The 19,887-nt window shown below is 45.9% G+C and carries 16 protein-coding genes; 6 read left to right on the top strand and 10 right to left on the bottom strand.

What is annotated here, in order from left to right:
- Window positions 1-83: 83 nt before the first annotated feature.
- The 5 genes from IE104_RS03175 (at window position 84) to IE104_RS03155 (ending at window position 4,061) form a co-directional block, all read left to right on the top strand.
- The gene (locus IE104_RS03175) at window positions 84-1,247 is read left to right on the top strand and encodes an aspartate aminotransferase family protein (protein WP_189416004.1); all 1,164 of its coding nucleotides are present in this window, start codon (window positions 84-86) and stop codon (window positions 1,245-1,247) included.
- Between the two features lie 92 nt (window positions 1,248-1,339).
- A complete protein-coding gene (argF, locus tag IE104_RS03170) occupies window positions 1,340-2,257 on the top strand; it encodes an ornithine carbamoyltransferase (RefSeq protein ID WP_189416003.1) in 918 nt (305 codons plus the stop codon).
- 57 nt (window positions 2,258-2,314) lie between these two features.
- On the top strand, window positions 2,315-2,935 hold the full coding sequence (locus IE104_RS03165; protein ID WP_189416001.1) for a hypothetical protein: 621 nt from the start codon (window positions 2,315-2,317) through the stop codon (window positions 2,933-2,935).
- A gap of 191 nt (window positions 2,936-3,126) precedes the next feature.
- A complete protein-coding gene (locus IE104_RS03160) occupies window positions 3,127-3,501 on the top strand; it encodes a VOC family protein (protein ID WP_189416000.1) in 375 nt (124 codons plus the stop codon).
- Between the two features lie 86 nt (window positions 3,502-3,587).
- A complete protein-coding gene (locus IE104_RS03155) occupies window positions 3,588-4,061 on the top strand; it encodes an OsmC family protein (RefSeq protein ID WP_189415999.1) in 474 nt (157 codons plus the stop codon).
- On the opposite strand, the gene IE104_RS03150 is transcribed toward IE104_RS03155, so the two are convergent.
- From IE104_RS03150 to IE104_RS03125, 6 genes are all read right to left on the bottom strand, one after another.
- Window positions 4,047-4,586, bottom strand: coding sequence for an AhpC/TSA family protein (locus tag IE104_RS03150; RefSeq protein WP_189415997.1), 540 nt, complete (start codon window positions 4,584-4,586; stop codon window positions 4,047-4,049). The genes IE104_RS03155 and IE104_RS03150 overlap by 15 nt on opposite strands.
- Window positions 4,587-4,692: 106 nt before the next feature.
- Window positions 4,693-5,310, bottom strand: a complete 618-nt coding sequence (locus IE104_RS03145; RefSeq protein ID WP_229837591.1) for a TetR/AcrR family transcriptional regulator — start codon at window positions 5,308-5,310, stop codon at window positions 4,693-4,695.
- A gap of 57 nt (window positions 5,311-5,367) precedes the next feature.
- Entirely contained in the window at window positions 5,368-8,454 is a 3,087-nt protein-coding gene (locus IE104_RS03140) for an efflux RND transporter permease subunit (RefSeq protein WP_189415996.1), read from the bottom strand.
- Window positions 8,451-9,641, bottom strand: coding sequence for an efflux RND transporter periplasmic adaptor subunit (locus tag IE104_RS03135; protein WP_189415995.1), 1,191 nt, complete (start codon window positions 9,639-9,641; stop codon window positions 8,451-8,453). Before IE104_RS03135 ends, IE104_RS03140 begins: the two co-directional genes overlap by 4 nt.
- A gap of 510 nt (window positions 9,642-10,151) precedes the next feature.
- The gene (locus IE104_RS03130; protein ID WP_189415993.1) at window positions 10,152-10,964 is read right to left on the bottom strand and encodes an SDR family oxidoreductase; all 813 of its coding nucleotides are present in this window, start codon (window positions 10,962-10,964) and stop codon (window positions 10,152-10,154) included.
- 126 nt (window positions 10,965-11,090) lie between these two features.
- Window positions 11,091-11,879, bottom strand: a complete 789-nt coding sequence (locus IE104_RS03125; RefSeq protein WP_189415992.1) for an enoyl-CoA hydratase — start codon at window positions 11,877-11,879, stop codon at window positions 11,091-11,093.
- A gap of 88 nt (window positions 11,880-11,967) precedes the next feature.
- Here IE104_RS03125 and argS point away from each other — a divergent pair, with 88 nt between their 5' ends.
- The gene (gene argS, locus IE104_RS03120) at window positions 11,968-13,713 is read left to right on the top strand and encodes an arginine--tRNA ligase (RefSeq protein WP_189415991.1); all 1,746 of its coding nucleotides are present in this window, start codon (window positions 11,968-11,970) and stop codon (window positions 13,711-13,713) included.
- Between the two features lie 66 nt (window positions 13,714-13,779).
- Here argS and IE104_RS03115 read toward each other — a convergent pair whose 3' ends face one another.
- The 4 genes from IE104_RS03115 to IE104_RS03100 form a co-directional block, all read right to left on the bottom strand.
- Window positions 13,780-14,382 carry an energy transducer TonB gene (locus IE104_RS03115; protein WP_189415989.1) on the bottom strand — a complete coding sequence of 201 codons (603 nt, stop codon included), beginning with the start codon at window positions 14,380-14,382 and terminating at the stop codon, window positions 13,780-13,782.
- 156 nt (window positions 14,383-14,538) lie between these two features.
- Complete coding sequence (gene relA / locus IE104_RS03110) at window positions 14,539-16,782, bottom strand: GTP diphosphokinase (RefSeq protein WP_189415988.1); 2,244 nt, start codon at window positions 16,780-16,782, stop codon at window positions 14,539-14,541.
- An 81-nt stretch (window positions 16,783-16,863) separates the two neighbouring features.
- The gene (gene rlmD, locus IE104_RS03105; protein ID WP_189415987.1) at window positions 16,864-18,336 is read right to left on the bottom strand and encodes a 23S rRNA (uracil(1939)-C(5))-methyltransferase RlmD; all 1,473 of its coding nucleotides are present in this window, start codon (window positions 18,334-18,336) and stop codon (window positions 16,864-16,866) included.
- A gap of 85 nt (window positions 18,337-18,421) precedes the next feature.
- Window positions 18,422-19,861 carry a CotH kinase family protein gene (locus IE104_RS03100; RefSeq protein WP_189415983.1) on the bottom strand — a complete coding sequence of 480 codons (1,440 nt, stop codon included), beginning with the start codon at window positions 19,859-19,861 and terminating at the stop codon, window positions 18,422-18,424.
- Window positions 19,862-19,887 lie beyond the last annotated feature (26 nt).

The following is a 19,887-nucleotide window of genomic DNA, read 5'->3' as shown; positions in this document are numbered from 1 at the left end:
TCTGGCTTTGGTGTTGTATTTTTTATTGATTTTTTAGTTGTAAATCTACCCGGCGTTAACGCCAGGCTTTTTTGGAGAGCACCATGACTACCTTGATGAACACCTACGGCGCAAGAACCCTCACCCTGACCAAGGGCGAAGGCAGCCGAGTGTGGGATGACAAGGGCAACTCATATCTGGACGCTATCAGCGGTATCGCTGTATGCGGCTTGGGCTACTCTCATCCCGCGCTCACCAAAGCACTGACTGAGCAAGTCGGTACCCTGATCCATTGCTCTAACTACTACAACATTCCTACCCAACAAAAATTGGCAGATTTGCTGATTGAACAATCGGGTATGGATAAGGTTTTCTTCTCCAACTCAGGTGCAGAAGCCAACGAAGCGGCGATCAAAATCGCACGTAAATACGCTAACGATAAAGGCTTGAAGAACCCTGCCATCATCGTTACCAGCAACAGCTTCCACGGCAGGACACTCGCCACCTTGAGCGCAACGGGTAACACCAAAGTACAGATTGGTTTTGAACCACTGGTGGAAGGTTTTATCCGTGTTCCCTTTAACGATGTTGCCGCCATAAAAGCGGCCGCTGCCGAGCACAGCAACATTGTGGCGATTCTGGTTGAGCCGGTACAAGGCGAAGGCGGCGTGCGTGTTCCTGCCGCCAACTACCTCAACGAATTGCGTGCAATTGCCGATGCAAATGGCTGGCTGCTGATGCTGGATGAAATTCAAACCGGCAACGGCCGTACCGGTACGTTCTTCGCTTACCAACACAACGGCATTTTGCCGGACGTGGTCACTACCGCTAAAGGCTTGGGCAATGGCGTACCCATCGGAGCTTGCCTCGCTCGCGGTAAAGCGGCCGATGTTCTGCAACCGGGCAATCACGGCACTACTTTTGGCGGTAATCCTTTAGCCACCAGAGCGGGCGTTGCAGTTATTGAAACGCTTCTAGCCGAAGGCTTAATTGAACAAGCCAAAGTGCTGGGCGATAAATTATTGGCCGACTTTAAAACCAGGCTCGCGGGCAACCCAAAAGTGGTTGATATCCGTGGCAAGGGTTTAATGATTGGTATTGAACTTAACGCGCCTGCCGCCGAGCTGATGGACAAAGCCCGCGCCAAAGGTATTTTGATTAACGTAACCTCAGTTAACACCATTCGTTTGCTGCCAACTTTTATCCTCACGGATGCAGAAGCCAACGAACTGGTTACCAAAGTGGTCGAATTAGTAACTGAGTTTTAACAAACGCGGGTGGCGGCTCTCAGAGCAAGAACCCGCAACAAATAAGCGCCGCTTTCACACTTTTCCAGCGGCGCTAAAAAGAGAAGAGCATTATGGTTCCCCCAAAGGCACCGAGACATTTTTTAACCCTCGAAGACGTTAACCGCGACGAGCTAAACCACATCATCAAACGCGCTATAGAGCTAAAAGCTTTGCAGCGCCAAGGCATAGCCACAGAAATTTTCAAAGACAAAGTGCTGGCGATGATTTTTGAAAAATCATCCACCCGCACTCGCGTCTCTTTCGAATCTGCCATGGCGCAAGCCGGTGGCCATGCAATTTTCTTATCCACCAAAGATTCACAATTAGGCCGCGGCGAACCTATTGAAGATTCTGCCCGCTGCATCGCCAGCATGGTTGATATGGTAATGATCCGCACCTTTGCTCATGCAACCGTAGAGCGTTTTGCCGAATACTCACGCGTACCTGTGATCAATGGCCTCACCGATGATCATCACCCTTGCCAATTGCTGGCCGATATTCAAACCTTTGTTGAACAACGCGGCTCACTCGCTGGCAAAACCGTAGCCTGGGTTGGCGACGGCAACAACATGTGCCAAAGCTACATGCAAGCTGCCGAATTGTGCGATTTTGAATTGCGTATTGCGACACCCAAAGGTTTTGAACCTTGGGACCACATGATTGAAAAACACAAAGACCGCGTGTCGCTCAGCCAAGATCCTGTTGCTGCGGTTAAAAATGCTGATTTGGTTGTGACTGACACCTGGGCATCCATGGGTCAGGAAGACGAGAAAAAACAACGCGAGAAAATTTTCGCCGGCTACCAAGTAAACCGCGAACTGTTAAGTCACGCCAATTCAGATGTGCTCTTCATGCACTGTTTGCCAGCCTACAGAGGCAAAGAAGTCAGCGCAGAGATAATGGACCATCCAAATGCGATAGTCTGGGAAGAAGCAGAAAACCGCTTACACGCCCAAAAAGCACTGATGGAGTTTTTGTTTAATCAGTGATGGATGAGATGAAAATAAACCCGCCTAGTGCGGGTTTATTCTTAATGGAACTCTACGATGCCTTTAGTCAACGACTTTTATAACAACTCTAAAGATATAAAATTCACCTACGAATCACTTATGATAAATGCAAGAAAAATGCTGCACAAAGCAAAAATTGCAACGAACATTGAAAGCGCTTTGAGGATAGCTAAGGCAATGGAGAAGGATGCCAAAACACGCAGTGAATTATTCTGTGTATTATTAGACTATTACGAACACATAATAGATGATGTTGCGATAATGAGTGCCTTTGAGCTTTTTGCAAAAAGTAAGTTATTACGAAAACAATATATTATTCATGACTTAGAATCAGCAAAAGATCAACATAAAATAAGAAATGTCCAAAAAAAGCAGCCTATTCATATCAAGTCGTGCCTTGCAAAAAATTACACCATAAAAGAAACTACTCTTTCTACAAGCGTATTGCTAAGCCCAAAATATACTGTCAAATATAATCTTTCAGATAGTTGCATTAAAAATCTAGGCTTTTTTAATAAGACCAGAAACTTATTGCACATGCACGAAATCACCACCTATGGAATGCATCTAGAAAAACTTGAAGCCATAATAGAACTAAAACAAGCGATTGAAAATTGTAGTCCATTCCTAAGCGGCCCATATAAACTTAATAAGTAAGCTCGTAGTTTGGACAGCAATGCCCAACCTACGAATAATACTCCGTCGTCATCCTCGCGCAGCGGGGATCCAGCTCTTGATTGTAAATTTTCAAAGCTGGATTTCCGCTATGCGAGAATGACGACTCCCTACAAAAATTAGCTTTCCCGCTACGCGACAACGAATTTTTTAGGTAACTAGGCTTTATTCAAATGCACATAGAACACATCAACATCAGCGCTCCCATGAGCCTGTTAACGCAAGTTCGGGATTTCTATATTGAGATACTGGGTTTAACCGAAGGCTTTCGACCCGAATCCACTATTCGCGGCTTCTGGTTATATTCTGGCGAGCGCGCACTTATACATTTAGCAGAAAGTAATGAACATTTTGCAAATGAACGACAAGGTCACTTGGACCATATTGCGTTTCAAACAACAGGATTGAAACAAGTAGTCGATAAACTAAACAAACACGAAATTCCTTTCTCGCACGATTACTTTCCCGAAATCAATATGACTCAAATATTCTTTAAAGACCCTGTGGGGACAGGAATTGAAATTAACTTTGTTAACGAATCGCTTTAATATATTTCGTGAATTAAAGAGCAAGAAAAAAGCTGGATCCCCGCTACGCGAGGATGACGACTCCCTACTTAATATAGGATCAACCAATGACCGAACATACTGCAAAAATCATTTGGGAACGCGGCGACCAAAACTTTTTGGATAACCGCTACAGTCGTAAACACAAAATTCAGTTTGATGGTGGTTTGGAAATACCGGCGTCGTCTGCACCAAGCAATGTGCCTGTACCGCTCTCCGATGAAAGTGCTGCAGATCCTGAGGAGTTATTAATAGCGGCTTTATCCAACTGCCATATGTTATGGTTTTTAGCCATTGCGGCCAAACGCGGCTTTCGTGTGGATTCCTACGAAGACGATGCAAAAGGACACATGGCGAAAAACGAACATGGGAAATTGTTCCTGGCGCAAGTTACACTCAACCCTGTAACAGCATTCTCAGGTGAGAAGATTCCCACACAAGAAGAACTGGAACAGTTGCACCATAAAGCTCATGAAGAATGTTTTATTGCGAATTCTGTTTTAACGGAAATTATTTGCAAACCGGTATTACACAATAGCTAGTTGCCTGGCGTGTTGAATAACTTCATCTACCTCCCAATGGTCATCGGCGTGGTTGCCATATTTAACCGCAACCACTTCGCCGGTTTTAGCGATTAGAAAATCCGCAGGCAGGCCAAAAAAGCTTTGGCCTTTTTCGTAAGGTAATTGCTTGAACTTTAATAAGCCGGTAACGGCAGGTGCCCACACTACCGGATTAATGACAGAAAAAATAGAAGACTCGATACCGAAGGATTTGTATAAATTTTTTTCAGGGTCTGCAATCATGGCAAAAGGAACATCGTTGCCGTACTTTAACATTTCCTCTTGTGTGGAATGAAAAACCACAACTTCCTGAATGCCGGTTGCAACTAATTCCAGGTGGCGCTCTATAAAGGTATCAATATGCAAGTTGCAAATGGGGCACGAGGAGAAGCGCCTGAATTGAATATGGGTAACTTGTTGCGCTGCAGGAACATCTACATGGGAGTCACTAATCGTTTCCAGCCTATGCTTAACAATAAAGTCGCCAGCTTTTATTTTCGCCACAATGCAGCCTCCTTAATCCGTCCATTCTGATTTGCATCGTATTTATTTTATATTTAGCTCGCGCAGTTTTTTATTTACATCGCCAGCTTTTTTATCGCTCGTTTTTTTATTTGCATCGCAAAGTATCTACATAATCGCACAAAGAACCAAACAAATCCTTTGCCAAATCCATAGACTGCATGCATTTTGCGGTGCCCATTATACCTTGGTAGCTACTTAATAAAAATGCAGAAATACGTTGCGGATCTATATCTTTACGCACAATGCCATCCGCTTGCCCTTGCTGTAACGCGAGGGATACCACACCCACAATATTCATCATGACGGCTTTTAAGCGCTGATGAAATCCTTCATCAATCACCGACATTTCTTGCACCAAATTGGTAAGCGGACATCCATTAGGGCATTCGCCAGATTCAATGTCATCACACTTCCGCTTGAAAAAACCTTTCATCGCCAGCAATGGGTCATGAGACGAATCAAGCAAGGTTCCCCAATTAAAATGGAAATACCCGAGGATGACCTCATCGACTACTGCATAGCCCAACGCAAATTTAGTGGGGAAATAATGATAGAGCGCGCCCTTGGCCAAACCGGTGCGCTTTAACACTGCATCAATGCGTAACCCCTGAAAACCGTGCTCATAGATTTCTTCATGAGCTGCTTGCAAAATACGTGAGCGGGTTGTTTCTGGCCCCATAAATTGATAATGGTCTGGATGCATAAAATACTCTTGCTGACTTGCCAGCTGCACAACACAGCTGACAAGTAATTCAAAAAATTAACGTGCTATTTTAAACCACAAAGCATAAAGCGCGGGTAAAAATAATAGCGTTAAACCTGTAGCCACAATTAAACCACCCATAATCGCTACCGCCATTGGCCCCCAGAAAACGGAACCAGACAGTGGAATCATGGCAAGCACCGCGGCAGCAGCCGTTAAAATAATGGGGCGAAAACGACGCACAGCCGCTTCAACAATTGCATCCCAAGGTGCTGTGCCACTCGCAATATCGGTTTCAATTTGATCAATCAAAATAACCGAGTTGCGGATGATCATACCGAACAATGCAATTACACCTAGCTGTGCCACAAACCCCATAGGGCGATGCAAAATTAACAACGCCATAGCAACACCCGCAACACCTAATGGCCCTGTTAAAAACACCAGCAGCGAGCGCGAGAAACTTTGCAGTTGCAACATAAGCAACGTAAAAATAATAAAAATTACCAGCGGCACATTGGCTGCAATAGAATCTTGCGCCTTACTACTATCCTCCGCAGCGCCTGCTAAACGAATGGCGTAGCCAATTGGCAGTGAAGCTTTTAATTCAGCAAGTTTCGGTTCTATTTGGCTCGACACTGTTGGGCCTTGAATACCATCCACAACATCACACTGAACCGTAATCGCCCACTCGCGGTTTTCACGCCAGATAATTCCCGGCTCCCACACAAATTGAGCACGCGCTATTTGCGATAAAGGAATGGACTTGCCACTACCCGTTGGCAAATATGTATCGTTTAGTTTTTCAATGGTTGAACGCTCATCCAAAGGCTGGCGTACAACAATATCCACCAAACGATTTTTTTCGCGGTACTGGCCAACCGTCGTACCGCTTAAAATAGTATTGGCAGCGCGCATGACAGTTTCTGATGTCATACCGAGCGAGCGCAATTTATCCTGATCCAAATCCAAACGCAGAACCTTAACTGATTCATTCCAGTTATCGTTTACGCCCAAGGCGTTAGGATTAGCGCGCATAATATCTTTTACTTGATCGGCAATTTCACGCACCTTGCCCACATCTGTTCCGCTAACACGAAATTGCACCGGGTAAGGAACCGGCGGGCCTGTTGGCAAAAATTTTACCCGGCCGCGCACTTCCGGAAAATTCACTTTAAATTCGTGAATAATCTTTTCACGTAACTCAGTCCGCGCCTCAAGGTCTTTAGGTAAAACCACAACTTGCGCAACGTTTGACTGCGGAAAAATTTGATCAAGCGGCAAATAAAAGCGAGGGCTACCTGTACCTACGTAACTGGTTACGCTTTCAACACCTTGTTGCGCATTTATAAATGTTTCGAACTTTTTAACTTGAGCTTCGGTTGCGGCATAAGATGAGCCTTCCGGCAACCACATCTCCACCATCAATTCCGGGCGAATTGAATCAGGGAAAAATTGTTGCTCAATAAACTTAAAGCCAAATATTCCCAACATAAAAATGCCGAGCGTAATGGCAATAGTAGTTTTACGGAACTCCACACACCAATTCACTAAGGAGCGAAATTTTGTGTAGAAAGGCGAATCAAATAATTCATGGGGAGCTTCGTTCGCTTCATGAGGTTTAACCTTCAACAGCAAATAGCCTATGTAAGGTGTAAATAAAACTGCTACAAACCACGAAATTAATAATGCCAGGCAATTAACCGAAAACATTGAAAATGTATATTCGCCTGCTGCCGATTTTGCTAAACCTATTGGCAGGAAACCTGCCGCAGTAATTAAAGTTCCCGTCAACATGGGCATAGCGGTGGATGAATAAGCAAACGTAGCTGCATCAAAACGCGAATAGCCTTCTTCCATTTTACGCACCATCATTTCAACGGCGATGATTGCGTCATCCACCAAAAGCCCCAAGGCAATAATCAAAGCGCCAAGCGAAATTTTGTGCAGGTCAATACTAAATACTCGCATAAACAAAAAGGTAATAGCCAACACCAAAGGAATAGTTAAACCCACCACTAAACCCGGGTGAAAATCTATACGCATCCCTTTTTCGTCTTTATGAAAACCTAAAGCAACAAAGCTTACGCCAAGTACAATAATCAGCGCTTCTGCCAAGGTTTTTAAGAATTCATTTACCGATGTTGAAACTGCTTTCGGTTGATTGGTAACCCGATCCAGCTCAACGCCAACAGGTAATTTGCGTTTAATGTCTGCCGCAGTGATCTCCAGATTTTTACCGAGATCAATAATGTTGCCGCCCTTCTGCATGGAAATTGCTAAACCAATAACTTCTTTACCATTGAAACGCATTTTGCTGTTTGGTGGATCTGTATATTCACGTTTTATTTCCGCAAAATCACCTAAACGAAAATTGGTGTTTTGCGCGCGTAAGGTTAAATTTTCCAAATCTTTGGGTGATCTAAACGCGCCAGTTACCCTTACCTGTACGTTATCAGTATCAGTCGTTAACACTCCTGTGGACTCAACAACATTTTGGGTGTTGATTTGATTAATTATTTCTTCAAGCGATATTCCAAGCTGCGCAAACTTTTTGTGAGAGAAAACTATATTGATTTTTTCATCCTGAACGCCAAGCAATTCTACTTTTGCAACCAAGGGCACGCGCAGCATTTGCTGGCGAACCAGATCGGCATAATCTTTTAATTCCGCGTAGGTAAAACCATCGCCGGAGAGCGAAAATATAGAACCGTAGGTATCACCAAACTCGTCGTTAAAAAATGGGCCCAGCACGCCTTGTGGCAAACTGTATTTCATATCGCCAATTTTTTTGCGCACCTGATACCAGGACGCGCTCGTTTCTTTTGGTGGAGTTGATTCAGCCAATTGCAGAATAATGGTTGTTTCGCCCGGCTTGGAGAAGCTGCGAATCACATCTATGTAAGGAGTTTCTTGCAGAGTTTTTTCAAGCTTATCGGTAACTTGATCAGCCATTTGCAATGAGCTTGCGCCCGGCCATTTTGCCGTTACAACCATGGCACGAAAGGTAAAAGGCGGGTCTTCATCCTGCCCCAAATTTTTAAAACTCATAATGCCGCCTATGAGCAAAGCGGCAATTAAATAACGAATTAATGGAATGTGTTCGAGCGCCCAGCGAGATAAATTAATGTGCGAGCCTTTCATTTAGCAGCTCCTTGCTCGCTAGATTTTTTTGTAGGTGTTGCTGCACTTGCTTGGGAGTTTAATAATGTTTGTGCTGTTAAATAGGGTTCGGCTGCAATCGGTTTTGTTTCTTGGGGCAGAATCGAAACACGTTGACCGGGATTTAATACGTGTACGCCCGCAGTTACTACGGTTTGTCCAGAAACAACACCACCCGTTAAGAGCACATCATTGCCACTTACACCGCCAACTTGCACTGGAACCAACTTCACAATATTTTTCTCGACAATCCAGACAGAAGTCGTGCCCCTCTCTTGATAGAGCGCAGTGAGCGGCACTTTCACAAATGCACCCGGGGTATTCACTACAAATTGCACAGCAGCAGTCATACCTAATTTGACCAGGGCGGCTTGCTTGGGAGTGGGATTTAGAATTGAAACCTTTGCGATGAATGTGCGTGTTGCTGCATCAGCCACGGGTGAGAGTTCACGAATTTTTCCGTTAATAATTTCTTTTGGATTTGCCCACAAACGGATTTCAATTTGATTTGCGCGCTTAATAACCTCCACGTTGTTTTCTGGCACGCCTACAACAACTTCCAACTCTCCTGCTTTTGCAACTTGTACTACTGGTGAACCAGCCGCGACAACCTGGCCAACTTCAGCATTAATTGCGGTGACAACGCCTTCAACATCCGAGGTTAAAGATGCGTAAGCTGCCTGGTTAGATTGGGTTTTGTAAGCGGCTTGCGCTTGCTCAAAATTTGCCTTCGCAGATTCGAATGCGGTGTTTTTAGCGTCCATTGCGCTCTGGCTTATCGCATTAGTCTTGCGCAACTCCTGATAACGCTTTACTTCAAACTCCGCCAACTCGAAATTGCTTTTTGCCGCTTTAAAGTTTGCCTCGGCCTGAGCCTGCACCAAGCGTAGATCCTGGGGATCCAGTTGCATCAAAACCTGGCCCGGCTTAACTAGAGTTCCCACATCCACCTTACGCTTTTGGATTTTTCCGCTAACACGAAAACTTAAATTGGATTCAACCCTGGCTTGCACATTGCCGGAATATTCAGACTTTACTTGTTGCTGCGCGGCTTCAAGCTGAATTGCCCGTACGGGACGAATATCTTCTGATTTTTCCGCTGGCTTACTGCAACTGCTGAATGTACTGACAACCAAAAGGCCAATAAAAATAGAGGCGATAGTACGCATGTGATTCCTTACTCCTGAAAAGCAGCCGCAATGAGCGGCAAATTAATTCCCTGCGCAGATAAGCGTTAGCGAAATGCAGAGATAGACGACAAACCGACTAGTTGGTCGGCAAGGAAGATAACAACCGACCAGATAGTCTGTCAATGCGGTGCAAAGGCTTTTTGCCAGCTTGTGACAAATGACATGTTTCTAGTCAGCAACACTCAGGGTTTATTTTCGGAGCCAAGAATGTCGGGATCCTTAACAGCAGGGATTGCCTTAATCTAACAATATGTATCAAGTCTTTTGATTTTATTGGGATAATTTTTATTGGCTTGCATATTGCTCTAATGAAAGCGCAATCAACGTTTTGATTTCTGCATGGATCGCCAGACAGCTGCGTTAAGGATGATGTGGTAGCTCAAGGAGAGAGCGCCAGCTCGTCGTAGATGATGAAGCTGATTTGGTTTACACGTGGGTTGGGTAGACATAGATCTGGTCGCCCAACACACAAGGAACCTTCGCCTATTTTTACCTCCCCTTTAACATCTCCGCCAAACTTGCCCCCACCAATGCAGCTCCACCCTGTGCCCAACCGCCATCGACAGGGATAATTGCACCGCTAATATAAGCCGCATAATCAGATGCTAAAAATAAACAGGCATTGGCGATATCGTCTGTTGAACCCATGCGTTGAAGAGGGACGGATTTTATTACCGCTTTACGAATTCCTTCGGTAGGAGCCAAGCGCTTCATCCCTTCGGTATTATCAATCGGGCCAGGAATAATGGAATTAATTCGCACACCCTCGCCGCCCCACTCCAAACACAAACTTTTCGTAATCATATCCACACCAGCTTTTGCGGCACAGACATGTGATTGACCCACCATAGGAACAAAAGCCTGCGGAGCGGAAATATTAATAATGGATGCACCCGGCTTGGTGAGAAATGGATAAACCGCTTGCATCACATGAAAGGTTCCAAGCAAATCAATTTCCACCACCGATTTAAATCCATTTGCAGACATTCCAGTCGCCAGCGCGGGGAAATTACCTGCAGCTCCAGAGACGACTACATCAAAATTCCCCCAAGTTGCGTGTAATTCTTTAACACCGTTTTTGATTGCTTCGGCTTCACGCACGTCAGCAGCAAAACCTTTTGCATCTGCTGCACCATGTTGTTTAAGCGATGCAATTGTGTCGTCCACTTTATCTTGTGAACGACTTACTACCGCAACACGCGCACCGGCTTTTGCAAAATTTTCTGCAATGCCGCGATTAATTCCGCTAGTGCCACCGACAACTAGAACGTTTTTGTTTTGGAAGTTAAAGGGAGAATTCATAATGATTACCTTGATAATATTTGTGAGAGCTTAAATCTCCCCTAACCCCTCTTTTTCAAAGAGGGGAACTAATCCCCTCCCTTTAGCAAAGGGAGGCTGGGAGGGATTTATTCAAATCTCAGTTGACTATTCAAATCTAGAAAAGTCCGGCGCACGTTTTTCAAAAAATGCCGTTACTGATTCTTTGCATTCATCCGAATTTAAACCTTCAGCAAAACCAATAAACTCTGCTGCCAATGCAGTTTCTACACCTTGATGTTGGGTTTTCTTTAACAAAGATTTTGCGCGGCGCACAGCGGCAGGAGGTTGGTTGGCTAAGCGCTGAATTTTGGATTCTGCAAATGCAATTAATTCATTTGCTGGAACCGCTGCGTTTACAAAACCCATTTTTTCCGCATCACTACCGGTAAAAGATTCACCTAAAAGCAATAATTCCGCCGCTTTTTGTTGCCCAACCAAACGCGGAACTAAATAGCTACTGGCGTACTCAGGGCACAGACCTAAATTGACGAATGGAAGTTGCAAACGGGCATCTTGCGCGGCGTAAACCAAATCGCAATGCAACAGCAAAGTCGTGCCAATTCCTACCGCATGCCCTTGCACCACCGCAACTACCGGCTTAAGGCAGTTTTGCAACGCAACCATAAAACGCACGACCGGATGGCTATCGTGAATTTCCGGCTCATTCATAAAATCCAGCAAATCGTTGCCACTGGTAAAACATTCGTTAACGCCACTTAAGACCACAACCCGTACGCTGCGGTCGTTATTGGCTGCGTGAATGATATCCGCGAGAGTCGCGTACATGGCGAGCGATAGCGCGTTCTTGCGCTCGGGGCGATTTAGCTGAATACGCAGAATCCGTTCATCTTGCGTAACCAGAATCTGGGGGTTAGCACTGGTAATCGTACTCATGACAACATCCTTTGGTAGTTATGGCTAAGTACCAGTATAGGGTACAATTCGCACCCTCACTTATTAGCTAGAACCTTAGATTATCACCATGAATATTCGCGAACTGCTTAACGACAAAGTCCTCTCTGCCATGGCCGCCTGCGGCATTCCGGCTGACCTTCCGGCCCTGATTGCTCCCGGTAAAAAAGCCGGTTTTGGCGATTACCAAGCCAACTGCGCAATGGGCGCAGCCAAGGTGATGGGTACCAATCCACGCGAACTGGCCGGCAGGATTGTCGCAGCATTACAACCTGAACTTGAAGGTATTGCAGATAAACTCGAAATCGCGGGCCCCGGTTTTATCAATATTGATTTAAACCCAACATGGCTCGGCCAACAAATTGCCAGCGCACAAACAGACGCCCGTTTAAATATCGCCAACGTCAGCAACCCGCAAACTGTAGTAATTGATTATTCCGGCCCTAACCTCGCTAAAGAAATGCACGTAGGTCATTTGCGTTCCACCATTATTGGCGATGCGCTTGCACGCTTATTGGAATTCCAGGGGCATAAAGTTATTCGCCAAAACCATGTGGGCGATTGGGGGACACAGTTTGGGATGCTGATTGCTGAACTTGAGGAGCAACTAGGTGCAAACCAAGATGGCGAAATGGCACTCAAAGATTTGGAAGTGTTTTATCAACAAGCTAAAAAACATTTTGATGACGATGAAAACTTTGCCAATAAAGCACGTGACTATGTAGTACGTTTGCAATCGGGTGATGCAAACATGCTAAAGTTGTGGCAGCAATTCAAAGATATTTCATTGCACCATAGCACCGAAATTTATCAGCAGCTCAATGTAACGCTCAACGATGAGCATGTACGTGGCGAAAGCTTTTACAACAACGATCTCGCGCCCGTTGTAAAAGAATTACAAGATCAAGGTTTAGCAAGCGAAAGTGAAGGTGCGCAAGTTGTGTTCTTGCAAGAGCTGGCCGATAAAGATGGCAACCCATCGCCCGTAATTATTCAAAAACAAGGCGGCGGTTTTCTGTATGCCACCTCTGACATTGCAGCTTTACGTTATCGCGTAAAAACCTTGCACGCCAATCGCATTATGTATTTTATCGATGCGCGTCAATCGCTGCACATGCAACAAGTTTTCACTATTGCACGCAAAGCAAAATTTGCAGATGACAGCGTAAGCCTTGAGCATTTAGCTTTTGGCACCATGATGGGCAACGACGGAAAACCTTTTAAAACGCGCACGGGCGGCACGGTAAAACTCGCGGAACTTTTAACCGAAGCTGTAGAGCGTGCCGGAAATTTGGTGCGCGAACGCAGCACCGATTTAAGCGAAAGTGAAATTACAGAAATTGCGCGCAAAGTGGGTATCGGCTCAGTGAAATATTCTGACCTTAGCAAAACCCGCACTAACGATTATATTTTTAGCTGGGACAGCATGCTGAGCTTTGAAGGCAACACTGCGCCTTATATGCAATATGCCTTTACTCGTGTGCAGAGTATTTTCCGCAAAGCCGGTGTACAACCAGAATCATTGCAAAATAAAATTGTGATTGGCACCGAGCAAGAAAAAACTTTAGCGATCAAGCTGCTGCAATTTAGCGAAGTACTTGATCAAGTCTCACGCGAAGCTTTACCACATTTGCTGTGTACTTACCTTTACGAAATTGCTAGCCTGTATATGACCTTCTACGAAGCCTGCCCAATATTGAAGGAAGGTATTGAACCAGACGTACGCGATAGCCGTTTGCGTTTGTGTCACTTGGTTGCACGCACTATTGAGCAAGGTTTGGATTTGTTGGGCATTGAAGTAATGGAACGCATGTAATGTAGAATTACTGAAAAGAAAAAAGGGCGACATTGAGTCGCCCTTTTATTTATGCAGAATATTTTCTTACAGCGTCTTCCATCTGTATTTTATAATTTGCTTGCAACCAACAATCGCATCACCTTTTTGACAGGGCTTGAAGGTTAAATTTTCTTTCACTTGTTTGAGTGCTGCCTCATCCAGGTCTGCAAAACCACTTGAGCGACTGATTTCACCGTATTTAACCAAACCAGCCTTATCAATATTTAATTCCAACCCGACAAAACCTTCTGCACCCAACCTCTCTGCGCCCGCAGGTATAGCAATACTGGCAGTACAGCGTGGGGATGATGCATAAAACAAAGATGGATCCAGTTTGACCTCTTTAGGTTTCGCTTTGTTGGCTTCAACTTTTTTAGCACCTGCAAGCGGTTCAACATATACGGGCATTCCCGGTTTTGGCGCTTGTTCGTTTAGAACTTTCACGCATTCTTCTGATGCTGTAGCTTCATAAAAAGCCAAACCTTCTGCTGCTTTTGCGGCATAGATATCCATTTCATAGACTTTATTCCCAATTTGCTTGGCATGTACTCGCCAGAAACCATAAAACATTCCTATGTGAATAATAATGACAACAACAATGCCCAACTTAAGGCGAGTTTTTTTATCGATAACGCGGAAAGATGACATGCAAATAAATCTCTAAGAATAAAAATATACGAATTAGTAAATATCAGATTTTTAGCAGAGAGCCGTCATGCTCGCGCAGCGGGGGTCCAGCTTTAAAACTAAAGACAACAGCTGGATCCCCGCTGCGCGAGGATGACGACTCCCTATTTAATACAATTAATGTTTACGGCGCGCTGACGCGATGTTTGGCAGCTGATTCAATTTGGTCAGAATCTTACTCAGCTCGTCAAAGCTGCGAATTTCTGCAGTCACTTGCATGTCTACCGTATTTTTACGTTTATCTGACAGGGTTTGCAAAGCGCTGATATTAATGCGCTCGTTATCCAGCAGCGTTGTAATATCACGCAGCAAACCGTAGCGGTCATAAGCTTCAATAATAATATCTACTGAATAGGCACTTTGCGGCGTGTTGCCCCACTCCACTTTAATAATGCGCTGTGGCTCGTCAGTTTGTAACTGCAAAATATTTGTACAATCCTGACGATGAATTGAAACGCCTTTACCTAAAGTAATGTAGCCAGTGATTGCATCGCCCGGAACCGGGTTGCAGCAGTTGGCGATTTGCGTCAATAAATTACCCACACCTTCAATATAAAAATCTGAATCTTTTTTCTTGCTGGGCGATTTAGCTTTAAAAGGAATTAATGGCTGTTGCGGATCAGCTTCGTCCAATTGTTTTTGCGCAGCGTTTAATACCTGGCCAACGCCGATATCACTTGCGCCAACTGCACAATACAAATCATCCAGCGAATTGAATTTTAATTTTTTCGCAAGGCTTTCAAAATCCAGATCCAAAAGCGCCAAGCGTTTAAATTCGCGATCAAGCAGCGCTTGACCTTCCGCAATATTTTGGTCGCGCGCTTGCTGTTTAAACCAGTGCTGAATTTTTGCACGCGCACGCGCAGTGTTCACATAACCTAACGCGGGATTCAACCAATCACGGCTCGGTGCTTCGCGTTTGCCGGTGAGGATTTCAACTTGATCCGCATTATTTAATTGATAGTTGAGCGGCACAATTCGGTTGTTAACTTTTGCACCACGGCAGTGGTGACCGACATCAGTGTGAATGCGATAGGCAAAATCCAGCGGCGTTGCCGTGCGCGGCAAATCCACTACGTGCCCGTCAGGTGTAAATACATATAAACGATCTTGATCTACTGCGCGCAAGTCATCTTGCAGTTGCGCGCTGTCGCCACCCAACTCTTCATGCCACTCCAAAACCTGACGCAGCCAAGCAATTTTTTGCTCGTAACTGTCTTGTGCCTCGTTGGTATCTGTACCTTTGTAGCGCCAGTGCGCGCATACGCCGAGTTCAGATTCTTCGTGCATTTCGTAAGTACGAATTTGTACTTCCAAAACTTTGTTATCAGGCCCCCACACGGCAGTGTGGAGTGAGCGATAACCATTTTCTTTGGGTGAAGCGATGTAATCATCAAACTCGTGCGGAATATTTCGCCACAAGCTGTGTACGATTCCGAGTACTGCATAACAATCACGTATTGATGGAACCAGAATGCGCACAGCGCGAATGTCGTACACCTGCGAGAACGGAATATCTTTGCGCTTCATTTTGCGCCAGATACTGTAAATATGTTTGGCGCGGCCAGAAACTTCGCCATCAATTTTTGCGCCCTGCAATTCACCACGCAAAAGCGCGAGCATATTGTCGATATATTCTTGACGAGCTAAGCGGCGCTCATCCAGCAATTTGGCGATTTGTTTGTATTCGTCCGGCTCTAAATAACGGAAGGAAAGATCTTCCAATTCCCACTTGATATGGCCAATGCCGAGGCGATGTGCGAGCGGTGCATAGATATCAGAAACTTCGCGCGCAACTTGGCGACGACGCTGGGCACTCGCACTTTTTACCGCACGGATTGCGCAAGTACGCTCAGCGAGTTTGATGAGAGCAACACGCACGTCGTCCACCATGGCGACGAGCATTTTGCGGATTTTTTCAGCTTGAACTTCAGCCTGGTTGCCGAGCACGCGATCTTCGTTTTCATTGCGCTGATAACTGATGGCCGCCATGCGCAGCACACCTTTTACCAGTTTGGAAACTGTATCGCCAAAACCGGTTTGAATTTCGCTAAGGGTAATTTTGTTTTCGCGCACAGCGCGATAGAGAATGGCAGCGACCAAAGCGTCCTGGTCGAGTTGCAAGTCTGCCAGAATTTCGGCCATTTCCAGACCAATGCGGAAGCAGCTAAAGTCTTCACCCCAGTTGTGGTCGTCTTCGGTGTGGATGTTGACTACAGACAGGCTCACCTGCGCAGCGCGGACTAACTCGGCACGTGTGGTTTCCGACTGGGCATGATGGCTATTGAGGCGGTCAATCCACGCCTGGATATCCACCTGACCATCAGCCGCCATTGGGTGATCCTGACGAACTTTAACCATTTACACGCTCCACATTCTTATTGTTAGCGGCCTGCACAGGATGGCGACAAACACTAATCCGGAAATCCATAACACCTTCAATTAGCGCTTAACAAACAACGCCATAGATTCAACATGGGCAGTGTGCGGGAACATGTCCAGCACCCCCACCGAGTCTAGTTGATAACCAGCGGCGACAAGCACTTTTGCATCACGCGCGAGGGTTGCCGGATTGCAACTCACGTAGACAATCCGCTTGGGCGAAAGTTGCGGTAGTTTGTCGATGATTTCTTTGGCGCCATCGCGCGGTGGATCAAGTAATACTGCATCGATTTTTCCACAGGTTTGGTTAAGGCGATGCTCCGTCATGGTCAAGAGGTTCGCAGCCATAAATTGGACGTTGGTAATGCCCATTTTGGATGCATTCTCGCGTCCGCGCTGCACCATGGAATCCACTGCTTCAATGCCGATTACTTCTGCGCACTTACGCGCCAAAGGCAAAGTGAAGTTTCCTATACCGCAGAACAAATCCAGCACTCGCTCGTCGCCTTTTAATGCGAGTAACTGCAAAGCTTGCGCCACCATTTGGGCGTTCACATCAGGGTTTACCTGAATGAAATCTTGCGGGTGAAAATCCAGTTCGAGAGCGTAATTTGCCAATGAGTAGGTCAAGCGTGGATCAACATCTTGCCCATTTACATCTTGCAGCTGGTGCGCTTCGCCACCTTGCAACCATGCGCTGAAATTCAGCTGGTTTGATAGCGTGGTTAAATGTTGGAGATCCACCTCATGCAAAGGCTGAACGTGACGCAAAACCACTGCAGTTTTTTGCTCGGCTTGAATCAACTCAAGATGGGTTACTGCCTCCGCAGCTCGCAGCTCGGTAAGCCAGATTTTGAGCGGTGCCAAGAGGCGATTTAACTCGGGGGCCAACACACCACATAAATCCACCTGCACGAGCTGTTTGCTATTGCGTTTACGAAAGCCGAGCGTGACTTCACCCTGGGTGTAATCAATTCCCAAGCGCGCGCAACGACGATAGCCACTAGTCTCTGAGCGGATTGTTGGCAATAGTTGCTTGGGTTTAACACCGCCCCACAGCTCCAGTTGCTGCAACACAGCAGCCTGTTTGAAACTAACCTGATGTTCGATATGGAAATGCTGGAGTTGGCAACCACCGCACTCGGCGTAGTGTGCGCAAACAGCCTCAACACGTTCTGGTGCTGCGTCCAGTAATTTGTCCAGGCGTGCTTCTGCATAGCGGGCGTGGTCGCGCACCAAACGCGCACTGATACGCTCGCCAGTCAAAGCGCCATCTACAAACAGGGTTTTGCCATTCCATTGCGTAATGCCGCGACCATCGTGACTCATACGGTCAATCACAAACTCACCCAAACGCATGTCGTCCATGGGCTGGGCTTTTTTCTCCACGCGCGGTTTATTCAGGCGCGGGCTGTTTTCCAATTCAAACGCGAAAGTTTTCTCGGCCGCCTTTTTGTCAGTCGTTTTTGCCGAGCGAGGCTTTTGCCCCAGTTTGTTAGATGGCGGCTTTTTAGGGCCTTTGGGATTGGACATGTAATAACTCTTTGAGAAAACGAACCCCTCGTCCATACGATTTGTGTCGTGCTGACGAGGGGTATTTATTGCTTGCTAGCGCGGCTTATTTATTGATTTCCTTATCCAACCAATCGATACGCTCTTTCTGCCAGCGAACCATTTCTTTCACTTCCGCTTCGTAGCTACCCGTTCCACCGTGGCCGCCATGCAAAATCCAGGGCGCAAAATCGGTGATAGACCACAACTGGTAGTTCTTTTTCTGTTGCTTATCCAACCAGATAGCGCGCGCCTCAGCGTACTGGGAAATGTATTCCAGCTTGCCTTCTGCTTTAAGGGTATTCCAGCGCGTTTTTACTTTGGCCTGGAAAGCGGGATCTTTGAACAATTGAGCGAACCAGGGATAAGCACGGATGTACCAACCGTAAGATTTGTCGGCATCATTATAACCCGCGTTGCCAGAGGCTAAGTCAAAATCCCACAGGGGACCAAAAAAGAATTTGCCACCACGTTTTTTGTAGATATAAAAACTCGATTCAGCACCATCCACATTTTTGAACAGCTCGTTCGCAATGTAATAGCTGATAACCGAATCTACATCCAAATAGGCAGCATAACCTGTCGTTGGATCAGTAAAGTTATCGCTAAAAAGGGCTGCTTCCATATCGGCATAATATTTATCAATATACTGGCGCTGAGCAGCCCAAGCTGGGTCGTGCAAGGTTTCCGGGCTTGCCAAACACGCAGGCTGCATGCCGTGTTTTGAATCGATGCAATAATCAACATCGCGCGAGGTATTAACATTGTTGACACAAAATGTTTCCCAGGTGACGCCTATGCAATAGTTTTTAGCGTGGCGGAAATCCACCTCCATCAAATAACCACCGGTGATCTTCTCCGCATCTGTATCGGTAACTTTCATTTCATCAATATTCACGCGGTCTTTATCCACGCGGATATGTTCGGTCAATTGATAGACACCTTGATAAGCGCCGTTTAAATTCAATTCAACATATTGCGCCCTGGGCGTATATTCCATGCCCAAGGCACGACCAAACATAAAGACTACATCGTTGCGCAACAGCGTTTTATCGGCGTAGTTAGCCAGCAATACCCAGTTTTTTCCTTTAGGCATGCCGAGCAAGGAGGTTGAGTTGGTCAACTTCAAACGGTATGGTTTTTTCACCCAGCCCCAGGTCGAGTTGCCGCGCCCACGTACTTCCAAAGTGCCGTCAACGCTGGCACCGCCAACATCCGCCAGGGAAAAGCTGCCTTTTACATAGGTTTCTTTAGAGACTATCGGGGCTGCGTTGTCAGTTTTAAGATTTAAAACGGGAAGAGCGTCTGCTGTGCCCACCGGATAATCCGCAGGCATGCTGCTTGAACTTTTACTGGACGAGCTGGAACTCGCGAGCGAACTGGATGAACTTGATGAAACCGCTGGCGCAGAGGATGAAGCAACAGGCTCTTTGGAGCCGCCCCCTCCGCCACCGCAAGCTTGAAGCAATACAAGCGTAAAAACCAACAAAAAACTTTTGACCGACATATAACACTCCTAATTATTTTTAACAT

It is taken from the genome of Cellvibrio zantedeschiae (assembly GCF_014652535.1).
GTDB lineage: Bacteria > Pseudomonadota > Gammaproteobacteria > Pseudomonadales > Cellvibrionaceae > Cellvibrio > Cellvibrio zantedeschiae.
Note: the sequence above shows the minus strand (reverse complement) of the source record. Positions and strands in the feature narration are given on the sequence as shown.